Origin of the sequence: Leptolyngbya sp. GGD (assembly GCF_026735145.1) — a bacterium.
Lineage (GTDB): Bacteria > Cyanobacteriota > Cyanobacteriia > Leptolyngbyales > Leptolyngbyaceae > Leptolyngbya > Leptolyngbya boryana.
This window is the reverse complement of sequence record NZ_JAPQKE010000002.1, coordinates 1179635-1201502: the sequence shown is the minus strand read 5'-3', so window position 1 is coordinate 1201502 and position 21868 is coordinate 1179635. Positions and strand designations below refer to the sequence as shown.

Sequence of the window (21868 nt, the reverse complement as noted above, 5' to 3'; positions counted from 1 at the left end):
GCAGTTGCTAGATAGCTCTGCCCACTCGCAACTATGCAAATATTGTTAATCAGGCTTGCGAACTCGTTCTTCGATATCTTCCAAGGTTTTGAGTACTAGTCGTTTTGCTTGGAGTCGCCAGCCGAGTTTTTGAATTTGGAAGGCGATCGCGCCTCCAGCGATGGTGGCAACAAAATCTAACGGTTGCGACATGGAAATGCCAAACAATAAACCCAACCCAGCAATTCCCCAAAATGGTAGTGCAACCGTCTGACGCTGATCTTCGATGATTTTGCGAATTGGATCAGTTGGCATTTCTGCTAAAAGTTGCTCTTTGACTTGCTTTTGCTCATTGGCAGAAACCGATAAACCAATTTTCTGTCGGAGCTTTTCAATTTTACGGGCATCGGTACTGTACTGTGTCAGTTCATCTTCTGCCATGAGAATTAAGCGATCGTACTGTCCCATTCTGTTTTGAATAACTCGCCTCCTCTATTGTTCATCAAATTCTGCTTTAATTCAGGGTTTTACGGTTGGATAAGTTTTTGCCGCAAGATTGTAGCAATCAAACGCAAGCCATTTCCTAGTAGACAACCTTCAACATGCCTAGTCCTAAACGATGAGCAATGACTCTAATTTTTGTTTGTTCTTCAGCACTGAGCGGACTGTCTAACGTCATTGCAGCTTGCAGGACTCGATGAGCATCACTTTGAGCAATTTGACCTGTGGCGAGAATTCGGTCAAGCACCGAGCTAACAGCACCATCAGAGCAGGTGGAATTGGTTTGAGTGTAAAGCATCGCAGACCTCGCTAGAGTAGATGTTCAGTAAGCATTGCAGCTTGTGTTCTTGTTTATACTTTCGTCGGCGAGGCGATGATTTCCGTACAGCTAAAGTAAAGAATCAGTGAATCTTATCACTCAGAGAAAATACTGAGATGGGTTGCTTGAAGCTGCGATCGCATCTAGAACTGCCCACGCATATCTAATAGCAGCGCTGATCGATCGAACGATTAGATCAACCTCCGTAATTCTTGTAGCAACCCATGAGGAATTGCTTTCACCAGGTGCCGAGTAGATGAAAGCAATTGAGTTAGCGATGCCGATTTCAACAAAAAAGCCCCCAGAAATTCTGGGGGCTTGCAATCTATCACTCAAAGCAACTTTTGTGCTTATTTGCCGATCACTGCTTTCGCACGAGCCACAACGTTATCGACGGTGTAGCCGAATTTCTCCATAGCAACGTTACCTGGAGCCGAGATACCAAAGCGCTCAATGCTGATCATGTCGCCTTCGCTTCCCATGTACTTCTGCCAACCGAAGCTAGAAGCAGCTTCAACCACGAGGCGTTTTTGATCTGCTTTCGGGAAGATGGTGTTCTTGTAAGCTTCATCTTGCTCCTCGAACAGTTCCCAACAAGGCATCGATACCACACGGACTTTGTGACCTTCTGCACGCAGTTTCTCAGCAGCAGTTACACAAAGGCTCACTTCACTTCCCGTTCCCACCAAGATGATGTCTGGCAGGTCATCGCTACCGGAAAGAATGTATGCACCACGAGCGACTGCATCGATCGAGCTACCATCCAAGTTCGGCAATGCTTGACGAGTCATTGCCAACAGCGAAGGCTGCTTACGACGCTCCATTGCGATCTTGTATGCACCAGAGGTTTCATTTCCATCTGCAGGACGAAAGACCAACAGATTCGGAATCGCACGCAGCGATGCAAGCGTCTCAATCGGTTGGTGAGTGGGACCATCTTCACCCAATGCAACTGAGTCATGAGTCATGACATAAATCACGCCTGCTTCAGACAGTGCAGAAAGGCGAATCGCTGCCCGCATGTAGTCCACAAACACCAAGAAGGTTGCACAGTAAGGAATCAAGCCCGAATTGTGCAATGCAATTCCATTACAGATTGCGCCCATTGCATGTTCGCGGACTCCAAAGCGGAGGTTGCGGTTTTGGTAAGAGCCTTTCTGGAAGTCACCGAACCCTTTCAGCAAGGTCAAGTTCGAGTGAGTCAAGTCAGCCGAACCACCGATCAGTTCGGGAACCACAGGCGCGATCGCATTCAAGGTCTTCTCAGACGTTTGACGGGTCGCTAAGCCTTTATCTTCAGGCGAGTAGACCGGAAGGCACTTTTCCCAACCGTCTGGAAGCTTGCCGCTCAGCAGGCGCTCAAAGGTTGCTGCATCTTCAGGATATTTCGCTTTGTAGTCTGCAAATGCTGCATTCCAATCAGATTCGAGCTTCGCACCGCGCTCGATCGCTTTGCGCCAGTGATTCAACGCATCTTCGGGAACCACGAAAGGTTCGTAATCCCAACCTAACTGCTTGCGGGTTGCAGCCACTTCGTCACCACCCAAAGCAGCGCCGTGAACGCCTGCGGTTCCTTGCTTGTTGGGTGAACCGAATCCGATCGTCGTGCGGATTTTGATCAAGGTCGGCTTGGTCGTTTCTTTCTTCGCTTCTGCGATCGCGGCTTCGATTGCAGCAGTATTGGTATCGCCATCGGGCACAGTGAGAACTTGCCAACCATACGCTTCGTAGCGTTTACCCACATCTTCAGTAAAGGAAACTTCCGTGTCTCCATCGATCGAGATATGGTTGTCATCATAGAGGGCGATCAGTTTACCCAAACCCAGGTGTCCAGCCAGTGAGCAAGCTTCACCCGAAACGCCTTCCATGTTGCAGCCATCACCCATGATCACATAGGTATAGTGATCAACAATCGTTGCATCGGGCTTGTTGAATTTTGCAGCCAGGTGCGCTTCAGCGATTGCCAAACCAACCCCATTACAAATCCCTTGACCCAAAGGCCCAGTTGTGACTTCAACACCCGCAGTTTCAAAATTTTCTGGGTGTCCAGGCGTGCGCGATCCGAGTTGGCGGAACTGTTTGATATCGTCGATCGTCACACTGTCATAGCCCGCCAAATAGAGCAATGCATATTGCAGCATTGAGCCGTGACCTGCGGACAGCACGAAGCGATCGCGGTTGAACCACTGCGGATTTTTGGGATTAAACCGCATGAACTTGTCCCATAGCACGAAGGACATCGGAGCCGCACCCATCGGCAATCCTGGGTGTCCGGATTTTGCTTTCTCAACGCCATCGATCGCTAAAAAGCGAATCGAATTAATGCAAAGTTCTTCGAGTGACTGGGCTGCAACGACCATGATTTCTGTTAAGAATGAACGACGAGTGGGAAATAACGGAAGAATTCGATCAAATCCGAATACTTGATTCCATTATGAGGAAAAGTAGGCAAAAATACCTAATCAGAAAAAGCTATCAAAGGCTGTCAATTGATAACAGCCTCCTAATAATCCTAGATAACGGTAGCCAGTTCAAGTTTATGGCTCAAACTTTTTAAATGCGATCGTCACATTGTGTCCGCCAAACCCAAAAGAGTTGGACAGCGCAACGTTCACGACATGTTCGCGGCTTTCATTGGCAACGTAATCGAGATCACAAGCTGGATCGGGTTCGACCAAATTAATCGTTGGAGGAACGCGATCGTTGTGGATTGCCATCACGGTTGCAACGGCTTCAATTCCGCCAGAACCGCCGAGCAAGTGACCCGTCATCGATTTCGTGGAGCTGACGAGAATTTGTTTTGCGCGATCGCCCAGAGCAGTTTTAATCGCCATCGTCTCATTTGGATCATTGACGGGCGTACTGGTTCCGTGAGCATTGACGTAATCCACCTGATCCGGAGTGAGTCCGCCATCTTTTAGACAGAACTGAATCGCTCTTGCGGCATCTTTTCCGCCTGGAGTTTGTCCTGTGATGTGATAAGCATCGCAAGTTACGCCATAGCCGACGATTTCAGCGTAAATCTTTGCGCCACGAGCCAGCGCGTGTTCCATTTCTTCGAGCAGAAGAATTCCAGATCCTTCACCTAAGACGAAACCGTCGCGATCTTTATCAAACGGGCGGCTCGCGTGAGTAGGGTCATCATTTCTTAATGAGAGGGCTTTACACGCTGCAAATCCTGCTACTGCAAGCGAAGTGACTGCCGCTTCAGTACCACCGCAAATCATGGCTTGAGCATAGCCGCGTCGCACCCATTGAAACGCATCGCCGATCGCATTCGAGCCAGCCGCGCAAGCGGTCACTGAACAAGAGTTTGGACCTTTTGCACCAATGTGAATCGCCGTAAGACCTGCCGCCATATTCGCAATCATCATGGGAATCATGAACGGACTACAGCGATCGGGTCCTTTGGTCAGGTTAATTTCTTGCTGATCTTCGAGAACTTTCAAGCCGCCAATGCCCGTTCCGATCAAAACTCCGACCTGTTCTGCATTCAGATCATTGATCTCGAAATTTGCATCTGCCAAAGCTTGTTTACTGGCTGCAACCGCAAATTGACAAAAGCGATCCATCCGTTTTGCTTCTTTGCGATCCATATATTGAATCGGATCAAAGCCTTTTACCTCAGCGGCAAAACGACAATCATGCCGAGACGCATCGAATAAAGTAATGGGGGCAATGCCATTACGTCCCGCCATTAGCCCGTCCCAATACTCAGAAAGCGTATTGCCGATCGGCGTAATTGCACCAAGCCCTGTGACAACAACGCGCTTATTTACCGTATTTGTCATGATGTCCAATGAAAAAAGGATGTGGGGATAAAGGATGAGGGACAAGTCACAGTCTTATCCCCCATTCTTCGGAGATTTGACTAAGCCGAGGCTGCAACTTTGCCACTGATGTAATCGACTGCAGATTGAACCGTTGCAATTTCTTCTGCCGCTTCATCGGGGATTTCGATGTCGAATTCTTCTTCGAGTGCCATCACCAATTCAACGGTGTCGAGTGAATCTGCACCTAAGTCGTTTGCAAAACTAGCAGCAGGAACAACTTTAGCGGCATCGACACCTAACTGTTCTGCCACGATCTTCTGGACTTTATCAAAAATTTCGGTCTCGCTCATAAAATTCCTCTTGAGTTGCAGCCGCAACGAATCACACTAAACACAGAAATGCTCATTCATTTTGAGCATCTCTTCATCTTATCTGAATGAAGTCATCTCATATCAGATTCGGGTGCGGTGAACATTTTGCCACGATCGCTGACCAAATTCCTCAGTTTTTCTTAAGATCGGTGTTTTCGAGGCGGTGGGCGCTACTATCAAAGTCGGATGAGTCGGGCAAATTCTATGGTTCTGAAATACGCTTATTTCCCTGGTTGTGTCGCGCAAGGAGCGTGTCGGGAGTTGGATCAATCGACCAAAGCTGTGTCGCGATCGCTCGGAATCGAATTGATCGAATTGAAAAAAGCTGCTTGTTGCGGTTCGGGAACGTTTAAAGAAGATTCTCAACTGCTCGAAGATACGGTCAATGCTAGAAATATTGCTTTAGCTGAAGAATTAAACTTGCCGCTCTTGACGCATTGCAGCACCTGTCAGGGCGTAATCGGGCATGTGGATGAACGATTGAAATCAGCAGATTCAGAGTATTTGAATCAAGTGAATGGGTTTTTGAACCGGGAAGGATGTTCGCCTTATCAGGGAAGCACTGAGGTCAAACATTTACTTTGGGCATTGGTGAGTGATTATGGACTCGATGCGATCGCGGCAAAAGTCACTCGCAAGCTCTCAGGTCTTAAATGTGCAGCATTTTATGGCTGTTATCTCTTGCGCGGGCAGGATCGTCCTTTAGATGATCCATTCAATCCCACGTCAATGGAGAACTTATTTGAGGCAGTGGGCGCAACACCGATTCAGTATCGCGGTCGGACTCAATGTTGTGGATGGCCACTCTCGAGTTATGCAACTGAGCAGTCGTTTCAGATGGCAGGGAAGCATATCAAAGCGGCGATTCAAGCTGGAGCCGATTGTATGGTCACGCCATGTCCGCTGTGCCATTTGAATTTAGACTCGCGACAGCCAGAAGTTGAACAAGTCATTGGAGAGAAATTAGGCTTACCAATTTTGCATTTGCCGCAGTTGGTAGGATTGGCGATCGGGATTTCGCCTTCGGAGTTGGGACTCGATCGCCACATCGTTGCCACAAAATCAGTGCTTGCAAAATTAGGAAAATAGAAAAATACTAAGAAATAGTGCCAGGCTTGACACACTAGGTTACTTTAGTAGGTAAACGCACCGAATTCGTGAGTCTCTATGCAGCTACACTGCACTCGTCCTGGTTGTGCCCGTCCTGTGAATCATTTCGCAGACCTAGACGACCCCAACATCTTAAAATCTGTTCCCCAGAAATTTTGTATGCATTGTGGCATGCCATTGATATTGGTGGGACGGTATTTGCCGACAAAATTATTGGGACAAGGCGGATTTGGCACAGCATTTCTGGCGCGCGATCGCTATACGCCAGGCATGAGATCGTGTGTGGTCAAGCAGTTTCAACCTTCTGGCAATCTCAAGCCTGCTCAGCTCAAAGTTGCTCAAGATCTGTTTGAACGAGAAGCCGAAGTGCTCGAGCAACTCGGACGAGAACATCCGCAGATTCCCGATTTGTTCGCGTTTTTTGAAATCACTGATCCGAATTCTCCAAAAAACGCTAAATTCTTTTACTTAGTTCAGGAATATATTGAAGGGCAAACCTTAGAAGCAGAGCTAGTTCAAAACGGAAGATTTTCTGAGTCAGACATGCGCAACGCTCTAGAACAAACCCTGAAGATTTTAGAGTTTGTGCATGAGAATGGCTCAATTCATCGGGATATTAAGCCTTCCAATATCATGCGTCATCAGAATGGGCGCTTCTACTTGCTCGATTTCGGAGCAGTCAAATTTGTCACAAAGGCGGTTGGAAATATTCAAAGTTCAACCGGGATTTACTCCGCAGGATTTGCTCCGCCCGAACAGATTTCAGGCAGCCAGGTTTTTCCTGCAAGTGACTTGTACGCTCTAGCAGCCACTTGTGTGATGTTACTCACTGGAAAATCGCCGCAAGATTTATTTGATAGCTATAACAACCAGTGGAATTGGCGAAAGCAGGCTCAAGTCAGTTCACAATTTGCAGACGTCCTCGATCGTATGCTGCGTCATGCTCCAGCAGAGCGCTTTCAATCTGCAACTGAAGTGCTCGCCGCCCTCGCTCCAAAACCCACTCCCCCACCTCCCACTCCCCCACTCCCCACTCCGACTCCTCAGCGATCGCCGATTATTTCCCGCTTCTCAACCCTAGAATGGATCGGCGGATCAATCTTCACTGGATTTGAAGCAGGCATTTTAGCGATCGCAATGGTGAGCCTGCTCGGAACAACCCTCATCAGTGCGACCTTCTGGCTGATGTTGGTTGGAATTTTGCTCTTGGCACAGTACTGGCGATTCATTGAAAAGATTGATCTCGTGATTTTGGCAGGCGTTTCACTGTTGACGGTTGGATTTGTCAGGCAGCTAAATGGGGCAGGTGAATTTGTTCGGGCAGGTCATCCGGCACTGAATGTTTTAATTTTTGCAGGCTTAACGGCGTTGGTTGCACTCGCGATCGGACTTGTATTTCGTTTAATATTCAACCTAGTTTCTCGACTCTTATGACTCAGAAAAACGAAGCCCCTGCTTTACTTTTTTCGTTGTTGATTACAGGTAGCTTGATTGCTGCTGGCGTTTGGTGGCTAGCTGAGAAATCAGGAATTTCGGTTGGTAATTTTGAGCCGAAGCCTTCTGCGACTGCTTTGCCCAATTCAAAGCCCTCAGCCGATTGGACAGAGGTGCAGAATGTCCCACCTGGAATTTTTAATTATGGTGGCAGTACGTCTTGGGCACCGATTCGTTTGAGTGTGGATGCAGCACTACAAGCTGCTCGTCCCGAATTTCGACTGCGTTATGTCAATCCAGTTGGCAGCGCACCTAGCTCAGCAGTCGGCATTCAGATGTTGTTGAATGGTCAAATTCAGTTTGCTCAATCTTCACGACCTATCACGCCACAAGAGCAGCAAGAAGCACAGCAAAAAGGCTTGAGCTTGAAAGAAATTCCCATCGCGATCGATGGCATTGCGATCGCAGTTCACCCCTCTCAATCTGCGCCGGGATTAACCCTCGATCAACTCCGCGAGATTTACTTAGGGCGGATTACCAATTGGCAACAAGTCGGCGGTCAGGATTTAGCGATCGTCGTTTTTTCACGTCGGGATCTCGATGGCAATATCTTCTCTGAGCAAGTACTCAAAGGACAGCCTTTACCTGCAACGACTCAGATTGTTGGCACCACAACAGAGGGATTACAAAAAGTAGGCTCAACTCCTGGGGGAATCTACTTTGCTTCAGCGCCTGAAGTTGTGCCGCAGTGTACTGTGAAAACAATGCCGTTGGGAACGACGAATCAGTTTGTTGCAGCTTACGAAGGATCGCTTGCAACTTGTCCAACTCGGAATCGATTAAATACAAAAGCCTTTCAGGATGGCACTTATCCGCTGACCCGCAATCTTTCGGTAATTGTGAAACAAAACAATAGCAGAGAACAACAAGCAGGTGAAGCATATGCGAATCTGCTTTTGAGTACTCCAGCACAGGAGGCGATCGCGAAAGCAGGATTTGTGCGCGTGCGTTAATTTCCTCGTGGCTCTGTTGCAATAATATGCACATCAATGTTGCGCAAGGATTTTAGCAATCGCTGAGTCAGAGAGCCGCGAATCAAAGTGCTCCAGTACGATCGACGACTTTCCCCAATCACAATTTGCGTAATTCGGTATTCTTGAGCAACTTGTGCGATCGCTTTTGCTCGATCGGGTTCTGTCACGCGAATAAATTGACCGCCAAACTCCTGACAGATCTGCTCACAAGTCTCAATATGTAAGGTTTCTGCTTTCGTTAAAAATCGATCCGGCGCGTTGACAAACAGGCAGTAAAGTAGCCCGTGCATATATCCTGCAATTCTAGCTCCGCGCCGAAGTAACTGAATCGAATTGGGATAAGTCGAAATGCAGACTAAGATGCGCTCATGAATGTTACAGAAGGAAGCATTCTCACTTTCAATTTCCTTCTCTTCAACATTATCTGCAATCTCTCGCAGCGCTAGCTCTCTAAGTGCAATCAAATTCCGACGCTGAAAAAAGTTTTGCAAAGCTTGATCAATCTTCTCAGGCGCATAGATTTTGCCATCTTTGAGCCGCTCCTCCAACGTTTCAGGAGTCACATCAACTACGACAATCTCATCGGCTTGTTCTAAAACGCGATCGGGGATTCTCTCTCGGACAACAACGCCCGTAATTCGAGCTACCAGATCATTCAAGCTTTCTAGATGCTGAATGTTGACGGTCGAGAACACATCAATTCCCGCTGCCAAAATTTCTTCGACATCTTGATATCGCTTCTCGTACTTTGAACCTGGCACATTCGTATGCGCTAGCTCATCAATCAACGCAAGCTGAGGCTGGCGAGCCATCACTGCTGCTGTATCCATTTCAGTGAGGACAACTCCCGAAACCAGCAGTTGTTGGCGGGGGACTTGTTCTAGCCCGATCGCTTTTTGCGCGGTTTCCTCTCGGTTATGCGTTTCGAGTAGCCCGATGACAACATCGACACCTTCTTGTTTCAAGCCACGCGCTTCTTCGAGCATCTTGACCGTCTTCCCAACGCCAGGCGACATGCCGATGAAAATCTTATGCTTGCCCCGACGAGAAAGTGTGTTCATGGAGAGTGACTTCAAAGACTTCAGCAAACGCGATCGCAATTCTTTCTTTGACCTCTTCGACCGTAACGCCTGGAACAAACTGCTCCAAACTTCCGACCGGCTTATCTGCAATCCCACACGGCACAATTCGCTCAAATCCACTCAAATCAGGGCAGACATTCAACGCAAACCCATGCATCGTAATCCAACGACTGACTTTTATCCCAATCGCTGCGAGCTTTCGTCCCTCAACCCAAACCCCAGTCAATCCTGGAATCCGAATTCCTTCTAATTCATACATTGCTAGAACTCGGATGATCACTTCTTCCAACTGTCGCAGATACCAATGCAAATCCTTGCGATAGTACTGCAAATTCAAAATCGGATAGCCCACCAGTTGCCCAGGGCAGTGATAGGTTACTTCTCCACCGCGCTCAATTCGATGCAATTCATACTCACCCGGAGCAAACTTGAGAAATCCGATATCCGAACCCTGTCCAAGTGTGTAAACAGGAGGATGTTCTAGCAAAATCAAAATATCATCGAGAGCCGCATTCTCTTTGCGCTCATTCACCAGCGATCGCTGCCATTTCCAGGCAGTTTGATAAGGCACTAACCCTTGAGAGTACAAAAAACACGATCGCATAGAGCTTGGTGAATCCCCGATTAATAAGATTCGCTCAAAATTGCAGAAAGATCAAGCGAGAAACAGGGGAGATCACCGCCCTTTTTGAATCAAGAATTGTCAACAGATGCAAAACATTTTTAACCGAACTGTTTACTGCAATACCAAAGTGCTAGTGTGAAGTTAATCACCCACCATTCCAGGGGAGGAGCAGCTTATATGAAGCTTGTGATTCAGGGAAAGAACATTGAAATCACAGATGCGATTCGAGAGTACGTTCACCAAAAAATTGAAAAAGCGGTGAACCACTACCAGGCATTAACAACCGAAGTCGATGTTCATCTCTCTGTCGCCCGAAACCCTCGCGTTGCAAAACAAATTGCAGAGGTCACGATCTATGCGAACGGAACTGTCGTTCGCGCCGAAGAAGCCAGCGAAAATCTTTACGCCAGTATTGATTTAGTCGCAGATAAAATTAGTCGGAGACTCCGAAAATACAAAGAAAAACGTGCAAATCATCGTCATGAAAAAACGACTGAACTTCTAGAAGGACAGCCTGTGGTAGAAGAGTTGCGGCTCGACCGAGAACCGGAACTGCCTGCCCAAGTGGTTCGGACGAAGTATTTCTCAATGCCACCGATGACCGTTGATCAAGCGATCGAGCAGCTAGAACTTGTCGGACATGACTTCTATATGTTCCGCAATATCGAGACGGGTGAAATCAACGTCGCTTATGAACGGAATCACGGGGGATACGGTGTCATTCAACCGCGCAACGGCAACGGACACACTCACCAAAATGGGAATGGTAAACACGCGACTGAGACTGCCAGCTCGCTAATTTCATAAGACAAGATGGGGTGCTCAACGCGCCCCATTTTTGTTAAGACAATCTGAGATTTCAATCGATTGGATGCAATCAATTTGATAATCCATAGACTGAATAATTTCAGATTCAGAAATTCCCGATTTTCTATCTCAATTCAAGCTTCGATCGCGCTGTAAATTTAATGTCTGATTTTTGCACTCTTCAATGCAGAAATTTAGAGATTACATTTACAGAAATGCGATCGAGGTATGTTCTGCATTTCACTTAATTCAAGAGGTCAGATATGAAAGGTAATTCTATCGGCATCCGAAGTGTGGCGATCGTAGGTCCTTACCTGAGCGGCAAAACCACCTTACTCGAAAGCTTACTTTGGGTCACCAAAGCAGTGTCTCGCAAAGGAACGGTTCAAGACAAAAACACTGTCGGAGACAGCAGCCAAGAAGCCCGCGATCGCCAAATGACCGTTGAAGTCAACGCAGCACACACCGTCTATGAAGACGTGCGGTTTACCTTCCTTGACTGTCCCGGATCGGTAGAATTTGCTCAGGAAACCTTGAACGCCCTGATCGGCGTAGATGCAGTGGTTGTCGTCTGCGAACCTGTCGTCGATCGAGTGATGACTCTATCGCCCTTGTTCAAATTCCTAGACGATTGGGAAATTCCGCACTTCGTATTTTTGAACAAAATGGATCGCGCTGATGTAGATTTCATGGAAGTTCTACACGCGCTCAAAGCTGTTTCAAGCCGTCCACTGATTCCGCATCAATATCCGATTGGCCGGGGCGAATCGATTTTAGGCTTTATCAATCTCGTCAACGAGCAAGCCTACCACTATCATCCGGGCGCACCTGCTGACCCAGTTCCTTTCCCCAATGAACTCAAAGAAGAAGAGCAGCTTGCCCGTATGGAAATGCTGGAAACGCTCGCAAATTGGGATGATCACCTGCTAGAAGAACTTTTAGAAGAAATTGAGCCACCCGAAGAAGAGATTTTGAACGATCTGAAAATGGAACTGGGTGCTGACTTGATTGTGCCTGTGTTCTTTGGATGCGCAGATCGCGATTATGGTGTGCGTCCTTTACTCGAAGCATTACTACAAGAAACATCAGAGCCAACTGCGATCGCAGAACGCCGCAACATCAAATCTGATGCAGAAATCGCTCAAGTGCTCAAAACTTACAACACTCAACAAGGAGGCAAGCTCTCTCTGATTCGCGTTTGGCAAGGCACCATCACAGACGGCATGACCTTAAATGGAGTACGCATCGGTGGAATGTATCGCCTGATGGGGCAACAACAGCAAAGTATCAATGAAGCTCATGCAGGTGAGATTGTTGCACTTGCCCGAATGGAAGGCATTAAAACAGGCGATACCCTTTCGCCAGCAGAAGTTCCAGCACTGCGTCAGCCTGAGCAGATCAAACCTGTCTTTGCCATGGCAATTCAAGCCGAGAAGCGCAATGATGAAGTGAAGCTAACGGGAACACTTGCAAAACTCTTAGAAGAAGATGCTGGGCTCCGTTGGGAACAGCATGGCGATACCCATGAAATCATTCTCTGGGGACAAGGTGAAATCCACTTGCAAGTTGCACTCGATCGCTTACGCCGCAAGTACAATCTCCCAATGGTGACGCATCTGCCGCAAGTTCCCTACAAAGAAACCGTTCGCAAATCCACAAACTCTCATGGTCGCTACAAGCACCAAACAGGCGGACATGGACAATTTGGAGATGTCTATCTCGACATTCAGCCTGTTGCACGCGGGGATGGCTTCCGGTTTGGTGAAAAAATTGTGGGTGGAGTCGTTCCGAAACAGTACATTCCAGGAGTAGAAATGGGTGTACGGGAGTATCTCACAACGGGACCACTAGGGTTCCCAGTTGTCGATATTGCTGTGACTTTAACGAATGGTTCCTATCACAGTGTTGATAGTTCGGAGCAAGCTTTCAAGCAAGCCGCTCGGATTGCAATGCAGGAAGGCATGGCGAAGTGTGAGCCTGTGTTACTAGAACCGATCGTCAAAGCTGTGATTTCTGTTCCAACGGATTTCACTTCAAAGGTGCTACGGCTGTCGAGTGGTCGTCGCGGTCAAGTACTAGGCTACGACGCGAAAGAGGGTTGGACAGGTTGGGATGATGTCGTTGTGCTCCTGCCCCAAGCAGAAATGCATGACTTAATTGTAGAACTGCGATCGCAGACAATGGGAGTCGGATTCTTCCAGTGTGAATTCGATCATCTGCAAGAAGTCCCCGATAAGCTAGCCGAAAGAGTTCTCGTCACGACTGGACACAGCAACGGTAAACGTTAGTTTTTGATCTATCTCTCTAAGGATCAGCGTCTCCGGAGTCGAAATTGCTCGACTCCGGTTTCTTGTTGAAGGAACTCGATCAATGACGACGATCGACCAATTGAATTCCTCTACTTAATCTATTTTGGTTCAAATGTACTATAATAGAGCGAGGGATGATCGGCAATCACTGACCATCCCTCGCTCTCGATTTGGGCACTCTGGCTACATGATGAACCTAGTAGAGGGGCTGTAAATGATCGAAACTAAGTACGATTTTGAACAGGCAATTCTTCCGACTGGTACCCCCCTTCAAACCAATTTATTGCTACGATTTCGAGCTGATCTTCCTGAATCTCCGCGCCGCGATTTGAACTTATCTCTCGTCATCGATCGCTCTGGATCAATGGCAGGCGCGCCGCTACATCATGCTTTGAAAGCTGCTGAATCTGTTGTCGATCAACTCGAAGCAACCGATACGCTTTCAGTCGTGGTTTACGATGATGTCGTAGATGTTCCGGTTGCTCCTCAAGCTGTGAGTGACAAATCTGCACTCAAATCTGCGATTCGTCGAGTTCAAGCAGGTGGGCTTACGAATCTTTCGGGTGGCTGGCTCAAAGGATGCGAGTTTGTCAAAGCGCATCTTGATCCACAAAAGGTCAACCGGGTGCTGCTCCTGACGGATGGTCATGCAAACATGGGGATTCAAGATCCGCGAGTCCTAACTACAACTTCAGGACAAAAAGCAGAAGAAGGCATTGCGACCACGACCTTAGGGTTTGCTCAAGGCTTTAATGAAGATATGCTGATTGGCATGGCAAGAGCCTCGAAAGGGAACTTCTACTTCATTCAGAGCATTGATGAAGCGAGCGAAGTGTTTAGCATCGAACTGGATAGCTTGCGGGCAGTCGTAGGACAAAATCTCTCAGTGACGATCGAGCTTGCTCCCGGTGTTGAACTACTCGATACATTGAGCCTAGCTGAGGTGACACAAACTGCTCAAGGCGCAACTGTTATTGGCTTAGGCGATTTGTATGAGCGCGAAGACAAGTTACTAGGCTTGAGCTTGTCACTTCCCTCTGCATCGGTTGGCGATTTGCCGATTATGAGAGTGCATTACAGCGCAGATGTGATTCAAGACGGAGCAATTCAATCCGTTGCAGGAACATCTGAGATTGTGGCAAAGATTGGCACGATCGAGGAATCTGCCAGCGCTGCATCTAGTCATATCCTTCTAGAACTCAGCCAACTGACGATCGCGAAAACAAAGGAAACTGCGCTGAATCTAGCAGAACAGGGCAAGCATCAAGAAGCAGAATTTGCTCTGCGATCGCTGATTCAAAATCTTCGCAGTAAAGGCTTAGACGAAACCTTTGAAATTGCAGAAGAGATCGAGCAGCTTGATTACTTTGCAAATCGGATTGCACAAGGAGTACTCGGAAATGCAGGACGCAAAGAACTAAGAGATCAAAGTTTCCAAAGCTTGACTCGCAATCGGAGCGATCTAGCAGGTCGGGGTGTGACGGCTGGCGAAGAAATTGCAGCCATGGCAACGGTGCAAGAAGTTGGCTCTGGAATTGAATTAATCTGCGTGCGAGAAGGCGGAAAACTGCGAGTCAAGGTCGTTTCCGATGGCTATGATTCGACCAAGAATGTACAGTTTCCACGTGCGATTCGAGCAGAAGGAGCGCGTTATGTCGTAGAAGGAATTGAGCTTTCCGCAGATCAATCTTTCTACCGAGTGCAAGGTCAGATCCAGCGATTTGTGAAGCCAGGGGAAGTAGATGTATTTGCAAGTTTTGGTCGATCGCGATCGAGAACTGCATCCACCGCATCAAAAGCACCCGCAACAGCCGCAGCTTTGCCAACCACAGATACAGTTGGAGATGGCATCTTAGTGCAGTGTGTGAAAGACGGCAGCAAGTTGAGAGCGCGAGTCGTTGCAGACGGGTACGAACCGGACTGGAACATGCGCTTTCCGCGATCGATTCGCGAAGAAGGAATGCTCTATGTCGTCGAAGCGGTGAAAACGGCTCCTGATGGTAAGTCTTACATCGCTTGCGGCGAGATCAAGCGGTTCGTCCAAGCTGCAATCGCAAGTTAACCCTATCTAAGCTTCGATCACAGGCTGATAGTCGTCTGGATTGTCAAATCCAGCTATCCAGGCGGCTGCCTGATGACAAGTTCGTAGATAAGGCGGAACTCGCAAAATATGCAGATGTCCCGTTGAAGGACAAGTCACTTTTAAGAGCATCAGCGGCTCGTCATCTTCAAAAGCAATACAGATCAGTTGACGTTCTCCACCCGCATCGGTATCACGATCGCGCACGACACCCCCCACCTGCTGCAAAAAGGTGTCATATCCCAATCGCTCAATCAGCACCCGGCGCAGTTCAACATTTTCGACATTGAGAATATCTTGTCCCGTATGGGTTTCAAACGCGATCGCATCGCTGACCCGCACGCCCCGCCAGCGCAACACAAATCCATGCCCTTTCGGAAGGTGCATAATTCCGCTGTCTGCAATTTCAATCCAGTGCGTCACATGCAACCCTTTCGGCAGGAACGTGAGATTCGGACAATCACTAATATCCAAGCTTTCACACGTGAGATTTTCGGGCAGCGTGTAAAGGGCTGACGCGCGACTTAGATTCAAATGACCCAAAACGCGCATCCCGTCCCAAGCGCGACGTTCAAGAATCAACTTCCGAGCACGATCGCCCGAAATCGGTTCATGAGTTTCAGGAAGAGGACGAATCGACTTTTTGGGAATTCGCCCATTTGCCATTAAGCTCCGCATTAATCAGACACCTCAACATAGTGACCAGGACGATATTCGCGCTGTTTCCAAACTCGATACAATCCCTGCGGAAGCTCGATCGCATGATGTTCCTCGTGAACTAAGGTGGCACTGAATGCTTTAACTTCTAAAAATAGATTCTCACCTTGCTCCCAAAGTTGCACCGCTTGAGCTTGCTGAATTCGATGCTGATGTCCTGTTACTTCACCTTCGGCTAAGGTTACACTCTCGCGTTTTCTCACGTTATTGGGAAGACGATCAATTTGTCTCAGTAAAACATCACCATGTCGGTAAAGCGTACCTGCAATCGGACTTCGCATCAGCGTACTCCTGAAAGTCTAAATTAGTACAATTTTACCAATTGAATACTCTGAAGGTCAATATTTATAGAGAGTCCTCAATCTTGCTTTAAGACAGTCGATCGCACTTTGAGTGTCATAACCAAGCGAATCGATGCTACTATTGCCAAGAATTGTTTCGCAAATTGTTCATATTCATGAACAATTGTCATTTGATCGCGATCGGAAACTTAATTCGTTTCGCCTCGGTCAAACTGAACAGGATGATTGAGCCGAATCACAACTCCGATCTGATGCAACGAGCCTGCGATGAAAATCCGCCGTTTGCAGATGATCGATAGGGACAGTAAACGCCTCGGATTTCAGTCGATGTATCGTTTTTGAAGCCAGGAGCAATCATGAAGTCATTGGTTCGTTGGAGTACAACCGCTGCGTTAGTTGGCGGAACCTTGATGGGGACGCTAGTCGGCGGGCTGCAGGCACTTGCCCTAACACCAGAACAAATTAGTCAAAAGTTACGGGCTGTTCCAGTTTTCACGATCGCCAATAACCAAGGTGCGCCACTCGTCGCCCAGCCTCCCAACGGTCAAAAGGGAAATCCGGTTGCAGGGGTATTTATTAGCCAGAAAGATGCAGCAGCATTTTTAGAGAATTTGAAAGCAAAGAATCCAGCCCTGGCAAAGGATGTCAGAGTCGTTCCGGTCTCGCTCGCTGAAGTCTATCAACTCAACCAGGGAGCACAAGGCAAGCCTGATAAGTTAGATTTCGCGTATGTTCCTACGAAGCAGCAGGTTGATTCTGCTGTCGCGATTCTCAAGCAAGGGGGTCAGCAAGTCAGCCAGTTTAATGGCACACCGCTATTCGTCGCACGAGCTGGAAAAGAAAAGGGATTTTTGACGATTCAAGAAGGCAACCAGTCTGTGATCCCAATGTTCTTTAACAAAGAAGATTTACAGCCGTTGGTCGATCGCTTTAAGCAACAAAAGCCTGATTTAGCAGCCACAGTGGATATTCAGGTCTTCCCGCTTGAAGGCGTAATGGAAGCGATGAAGAAGGAAAAAGACCCGCAACTCGATAAGATTGTGCTGATTCCGCCGAGAGAGACGATCGAGTTTGTGCGATCGCAGCAACCGCAGCAGGGTCAACAGCAAAGACCGCAGCAGGGTCAACAGCAAAGACCGCAGCAAGGTCAACAGCAAAGACCCGCTCCACAACCGCAAAGACGTTAATTTGAATGGGATTTTCAGTTCCCGGTGTCCAACTTTGGCAGTGGCGATCGCGCGCAAAAAATAGCGCGATCGCCCACGGTCTTCCCCCGAACGAAGTCGATTGGCTCTTGCAAGAATTAGCAGGAGTGAGTCGGCTTTTCCTGCGTTTGCAGCCAGAATCCGAGCTTGAGTTGAAGGTGTCTTTACAAGAACTCGATCGACTTTGGCAGCGCAGAGTGCAGGAATTCGTTCCCGTTCAGTATTTAGCGGGCGTTACGCCTTGGCGTGAATTTGAATTGCACGTCGCTCCGGGAGTCTTGATCCCGCGACCTGAAACGGAATTGCTGATTGATTTGGCACTCGCGCAAGATTTAACCCTCAAATCGGGGCATTGGGTAGATTTAGGAACCGGAAGCGGGGCAATCGCGATCGGACTCGCTTTTGCCCTACCGAATGCGACCATTCATGCCGTTGATCGCAGTGCAGAAGCTTTAGCGATCGCATCACTCAATGCAGAAACCTTGAATGCACCTGTTCAGTTCTATCAGGGCAATTGGTTTGACGCGATCCCTCATTTGAAAGGTCAACTCAGCGGAGTGGTGTCTAATCCGCCTTATATTCCGACTGAGAGTGTTGCTGAATTGCAGCCTGAAGTGAGATTACACGAACCGCATCTGGCTTTAGATGGCGGAGCAGATGGGTTAGAGAGTATTCGAGAATTGGTGAATCGTGCCCCGGACTATCTAATTTCGGGAGGCGTTTGGATGGTTGAGATGATGATGGGACAAGGAAACGCGATCGCACAACTGCTTTCGGCACAGGGAAGTTACGATCGCATTGAGATTCACAAAGATCTCGCTGGAATTGAACGATTTGTAACTGCTTACCGACTATGATGCGACCGACTCCAATACCACCCGAACCTGGACAGGAATCTGTCTGGGATTATCCGCGCCCACCGAGATTAGAGCCTGTTGAGAAACAGATTCAGATTATTTTTAATGGCGTGACGATCGTCGATACGCATCACGCGATGCGAGTGTTAGAGACAAGCCATCCTCCGACTTACTACATTCCACCAGAAGACATTCAGCAACAGTACTTACTGCCCTCGGCTCGCACCACATTCTGCGAATGGAAAGGGGCAGGCAGTTATTACAGTGTCAAAGTGGGAGAAAAAAGCGCGATCGATGTCGCTTGGTACTACAGCAATCCGACTCCAAACTTTGCAGCGATTCAGAACTATGTCGCGTTCTATGCAGCTCCGATGGATGGATGCTATGTGAATGGAGAAAAGGTGATTCCGCAGCCAGGACAGTTTTATGGAGGCTGGATTACAAAAGATATCGTAGGCCCATTTAAGGGTGAGATGGGATCTTGGGGGTGGTAGCTAAGAAACTGAAACCTTGAAGTGTTTCCAAAGCCTTCAATTTCTTCGCGTAAAATAGAGCCTAGACCGAGGACGATCTAGGCTCCGTTTTTTATAACCCAACCTAATTAAGCCAGTCGGGAAGTCTCGTAAGAGTTCAATACCTTTATTACTTTCAATCTTACGCAAAGCATTTCCAAACTGGTGGGAAAGCACACAGTTCTTTAGATTTTGACACTTAGTTTAACAATACGGCTGGGATCATACGACCGATCCTGCGAAACTACAGTTTTGGCAAAGACAGAACTAAACGCTGATTTTGCCCAAATTGGTCGATGAGATCGCGTCGCATCGCTAAAAATAACGCAACAATAAAAGTATCCTTAACTCCAAGTGTTCATGAGCAGCAACGAATTAAACAGCACCGAATTTGCCCGGTATCTTGAGCAAACTGGAAATGTGACAAAACCCTGGTTGCTCGCCCAGCTTAGACTCATGAAGCTGAAAGAACAACGATCGCAGCTATCCTTAGAAGAATATGAACAGCGAGTGACCGATATTCATCAGGATGTGATGAATTTGGGCGAATGGTGGGTTGGAATCGAAGATGAGGTGTTCTAATGCGACGGCGTAAGCAAGCGACGGTGGAAATTAATCTCAATGATCCGCAGTACTATCTGAATCGAGAGTTGAGTTGGATTGAGTTTAATAGCCGAGTTCTTCATGAAGCATTTGATCCACGCACGCCTTTACTTGAGCGCTTAAAGTTTTTAGCGATTTTTAGCTCGAACTTAGATGAGTATTTCATGGTACGCATCGGAGCACTCAAAGAGCAAATTGAAGCTCAGGTAAGAAAGCTGAGTCCAGATGGTCGCACGCCTCAAGAACAGTTAAATTTAATCAACGATCGCTTACGTCCCCTTGTTGCAAAACAGCATCGTCATTTTGAAGAAGCACTGCGCCCGCAGCTTTCAGCACAAGGCGTTTATCTACTGGACTATATCGATCTTAACCAAGAACAACGAGCATACTTACATCAATACTTTGAGGAAAAAGTTTTTCCAGTTCTGACTCCGTTAGCGATCGATCCTGGACATCCTTTTCCTTACATTTCCAATCTCAGTCTCAACTTAGCGGTTGTGATCAAAGACCCGGTAGACGACGAGGAACTGTATGCACGGGTAAAAGTTCCGAAAGTTTTGCCACGATTTATTCCTTTGCCGATCGAGACGCAAGATCTGCCAACTTCGATCGCAAAAAGCCGGGCAACCGTCTGGGCAGGTGTGCCGCTCGAGCAAGTCATTGCTCACAATCTAGAGGCATTATTTCCTGGCATGAACATTCAGGAATATCATCCCTTCCGAATCACGCGCAATGCCGATTTAGAAGTCGAAGAAGATGAAGCCGATGATTTGATGTCCGCGATCGAAGAAGAATTGAGAAAGCGGCGATTCGGTGGTTCTGCCGTGCGCCTTGAAGTCAATCCATCGATGCCCGAACAATTGCGATCGATGCTGATCGAAGAGATGGAGATTTCTTCAGAAGATGTTTATGAAATCGAGGGTCTACTCTGTCTGCGCGATCTGTTTATGTTTGGAGGATTACCGCTTCCAGAGCTAAAAGATCCCCCCTGGAGTCCGATTACACATCCGAAGCTCAAAAGAGTTAATGAAGTCCCTGTGCAAGAAGCTTTAACGCATGATGAGAACTTCTTTTCAGTCATGCGAAAGCAGGATTTGCTGGTACATCACCCGTATCATTCCTTTTCTCGCAGTGTGCAGCGATTTATTGAAGAAGCAGCCCACGATCCGAATGTGCTGGCAATCAAGATGACCCTATATCGAACTTCAGGGGATTCTCCGATCGTTCAAGCATTAATTGCAGCCGCAGAGAATGGCGTTCAAGTTGCTGCTTTAGTCGAACTGAAAGCTCGATTTGATGAAGAAAATAACATCAATTGGGCGAAAAAGTTAGAAAGTGCCGGGGTTCACGTTGTTTATGGGTTAGTCGGGCTAAAAACTCATACGAAGCTTGTCTTAGTCGTTCGACGTGAAGAAGACCGAATTAAAAGATATGTGCATATTGGCACAGGTAACTATAATCCGAAGACAGCTCGCCTTTATACCGATTTAGGGGTTTTTAGTTGTCGAGAGGAGCTAGGCGCTGATTTAACGGATCTCTTTAACTATTTGACCGGATATTCACGGCAGCAGTCTTATCGCAGATTATTGGTTGCGCCTGTGAATTTGCGCGATCGTATGTTGGCATATATCGAGCGTGAAATTGAGCATCAACAGAACGGCGGTCAAGGTCGAATTGTTGCCAAGATGAATGCTTTGGTTGATCCGCGCTTGATTATGGCATTGTATGAGGCTTCGCAAGCGGGCGTTCAAATTGATTTGATTGTGCGGGGAATTTGCTGTCTGCGCCCCGGATTGCCCGAGATTAGTGAGAATATCCGCGTCATCAGCATTGTGGGACGCTTTCTCGAACATGCGCGCATTTTCTATTTCAACAACAATGGTGAGCCAGAGGTCTTTATTGGCAGTGCCGACTGGATGCCGAGAAATCTCGATCGCCGAGTTGAAGCAGTTGTCCCTGTCGAAGAACCGAGTCTGGCTCAAGATTTGCAAGAAATTTTAGGCATTATGCTGGCAGATAATCGTCACGCCTGGGATTTGCAGTCGGATGGTAAATATGTCCAGCGCAAACCCCAAGCGGATCAAGCTGAGCAGAGTTCGCAGCAAACTTTTATGGACATGGCGCAAAAGCAAAGTTAATTGCTTCGAGATCTTCAAATGTCAGACTCGCTCGGCAAGAGCAGCGAATGTAGAACCAGATTTCGTAGCTAGCTAATTTGCGATCGAACTCTTGCCAGAGTCGCAACTCT

The 21868-nt window shown here is 47.7% G+C and carries 20 protein-coding genes; 11 read left to right on the top strand and 9 right to left on the bottom strand.

All coding sequences use genetic code 11. From position 1 onward, the window contains the following. Positions 1–45: 45 nt before the first annotated feature. The 5 genes from OU814_RS14525 to acpP all read right to left on the bottom strand — a co-directional run bounded on the left by OU814_RS14525 (position 46) and on the right by acpP (position 4922). Positions 46–447, bottom strand: a complete 402-nt coding sequence (locus OU814_RS14525) for a hypothetical protein (RefSeq protein ID WP_017286698.1) — start codon at positions 445–447, stop codon at positions 46–48. Between the two features lie 115 nt (positions 448–562). After that, positions 563–778 (bottom strand): hypothetical protein, encoded by a 216-nt coding sequence (locus OU814_RS14520; protein ID WP_017286697.1) that lies wholly within the window; start codon positions 776–778, stop codon positions 563–565. A 371-nt stretch (positions 779–1149) separates the two neighbouring features. After that, on the bottom strand, positions 1150–3159 hold the full coding sequence (tkt, locus tag OU814_RS14515) for a transketolase (protein ID WP_268183820.1): 2010 nt from the start codon (positions 3157–3159) through the stop codon (positions 1150–1152). Between the two features lie 177 nt (positions 3160–3336). Then, the gene (gene fabF / locus OU814_RS14510; protein WP_017286693.1) at positions 3337–4590 is read right to left on the bottom strand and encodes a beta-ketoacyl-ACP synthase II; all 1254 of its coding nucleotides are present in this window, start codon (positions 4588–4590) and stop codon (positions 3337–3339) included. Positions 4591–4670: 80 nt separating this feature from the next. Next, entirely contained in the window at positions 4671–4922 is a 252-nt protein-coding gene (acpP, locus tag OU814_RS14505) for an acyl carrier protein (RefSeq protein ID WP_017286692.1), read from the bottom strand. A 225-nt stretch (positions 4923–5147) separates the two neighbouring features. Here acpP and OU814_RS14500 point away from each other — a divergent pair, with 225 nt between their 5' ends. The 3 genes from OU814_RS14500 to OU814_RS14490 all read left to right on the top strand — a co-directional run bounded on the left by OU814_RS14500 (position 5148) and on the right by OU814_RS14490 (position 8500). Further along, positions 5148–6032, top strand: a complete 885-nt coding sequence (locus OU814_RS14500) for a CoB--CoM heterodisulfide reductase iron-sulfur subunit B family protein (protein ID WP_017286691.1) — start codon at positions 5148–5150, stop codon at positions 6030–6032. 78 nt (positions 6033–6110) lie between these two features. Continuing rightward, entirely contained in the window at positions 6111–7487 is a 1377-nt protein-coding gene (locus OU814_RS14495) for a protein kinase domain-containing protein (RefSeq protein ID WP_326498303.1), read from the top strand. Further along, a complete protein-coding gene (locus tag OU814_RS14490; protein ID WP_268183814.1) occupies positions 7484–8500 on the top strand; it encodes a substrate-binding domain-containing protein in 1017 nt (338 codons plus the stop codon). The genes OU814_RS14495 and OU814_RS14490 overlap by 4 nt, the downstream gene beginning before the upstream one ends. Here the strand turns inward: OU814_RS14490 and OU814_RS14485 are convergent. Both OU814_RS14485 and lipB read right to left on the bottom strand, forming a co-directional pair. After that, positions 8497–9582 carry a sensor histidine kinase KdpD gene (locus OU814_RS14485; protein ID WP_036044440.1) on the bottom strand — a complete coding sequence of 362 codons (1086 nt, stop codon included), beginning with the start codon at positions 9580–9582 and terminating at the stop codon, positions 8497–8499. The two genes, OU814_RS14490 and OU814_RS14485, sit on opposite strands and share 4 nt — an antisense overlap. Beyond that, positions 9551–10207: a lipoyl(octanoyl) transferase LipB gene (lipB, locus tag OU814_RS14480; protein WP_268183809.1), complete on the bottom strand. Its 657-nt coding sequence runs from the start codon at positions 10205–10207 to the stop codon at positions 9551–9553. Before lipB ends, OU814_RS14485 begins: the two co-directional genes overlap by 32 nt. 198 nt (positions 10208–10405) lie before the next feature. Here lipB and hpf point away from each other — a divergent pair, with 198 nt between their 5' ends. The 3 genes from hpf (at position 10406) to OU814_RS14465 (ending at position 15406) form a co-directional block, all read left to right on the top strand. Beyond that, complete coding sequence (hpf, locus tag OU814_RS14475; protein ID WP_017286686.1) at positions 10406–11035, top strand: ribosome hibernation-promoting factor, HPF/YfiA family; 630 nt, start codon at positions 10406–10408, stop codon at positions 11033–11035. Positions 11036–11298: 263 nt separating this feature from the next. After that, on the top strand, positions 11299–13323 hold the full coding sequence (locus OU814_RS14470) for an elongation factor G (RefSeq protein WP_017286685.1): 2025 nt from the start codon (positions 11299–11301) through the stop codon (positions 13321–13323). A gap of 235 nt (positions 13324–13558) precedes the next feature. Beyond that, a complete protein-coding gene (locus OU814_RS14465) occupies positions 13559–15406 on the top strand; it encodes a VWA domain-containing protein (protein WP_268183806.1) in 1848 nt (615 codons plus the stop codon). A gap of 6 nt (positions 15407–15412) precedes the next feature. Here OU814_RS14465 and OU814_RS14460 read toward each other — a convergent pair whose 3' ends face one another. Both OU814_RS14460 and OU814_RS14455 read right to left on the bottom strand, forming a co-directional pair. After that, positions 15413–16102, bottom strand: coding sequence for a DUF6745 domain-containing protein (locus OU814_RS14460; protein WP_017286683.1), 690 nt, complete (start codon positions 16100–16102; stop codon positions 15413–15415). Continuing rightward, positions 16102–16422 (bottom strand): hypothetical protein, encoded by a 321-nt coding sequence (locus tag OU814_RS14455; protein WP_268183802.1) that lies wholly within the window; start codon positions 16420–16422, stop codon positions 16102–16104. Before OU814_RS14455 ends, OU814_RS14460 begins: the two co-directional genes overlap by 1 nt. 377 nt (positions 16423–16799) lie before the next feature. On the opposite strand from OU814_RS14455, the gene OU814_RS14450 reads away from it, so the two are divergent. From OU814_RS14450 to ppk1, 5 genes are all read left to right on the top strand, one after another. Next, positions 16800–17630, top strand: coding sequence for a Tic22 family protein (locus tag OU814_RS14450; RefSeq protein WP_190649112.1), 831 nt, complete (start codon positions 16800–16802; stop codon positions 17628–17630). A 5-nt stretch (positions 17631–17635) separates the two neighbouring features. Continuing rightward, entirely contained in the window at positions 17636–18505 is an 870-nt protein-coding gene (gene prmC, locus OU814_RS14445) for a peptide chain release factor N(5)-glutamine methyltransferase (RefSeq protein WP_268183799.1), read from the top strand. Then, positions 18502–18999: a DUF427 domain-containing protein gene (locus tag OU814_RS14440; protein WP_190649117.1), complete on the top strand. Its 498-nt coding sequence runs from the start codon at positions 18502–18504 to the stop codon at positions 18997–18999. The genes prmC and OU814_RS14440 overlap by 4 nt, the downstream gene beginning before the upstream one ends. A 378-nt stretch (positions 19000–19377) precedes the next feature. Beyond that, positions 19378–19599 (top strand): hypothetical protein, encoded by a 222-nt coding sequence (locus OU814_RS14435; protein WP_017286676.1) that lies wholly within the window; start codon positions 19378–19380, stop codon positions 19597–19599. Then, complete coding sequence (gene ppk1 / locus OU814_RS14430; protein ID WP_017286675.1) at positions 19599–21758, top strand: polyphosphate kinase 1; 2160 nt, start codon at positions 19599–19601, stop codon at positions 21756–21758. The genes OU814_RS14435 and ppk1 overlap by 1 nt, the downstream gene beginning before the upstream one ends. Positions 21759–21868: the final 110 nt, after the last annotated feature.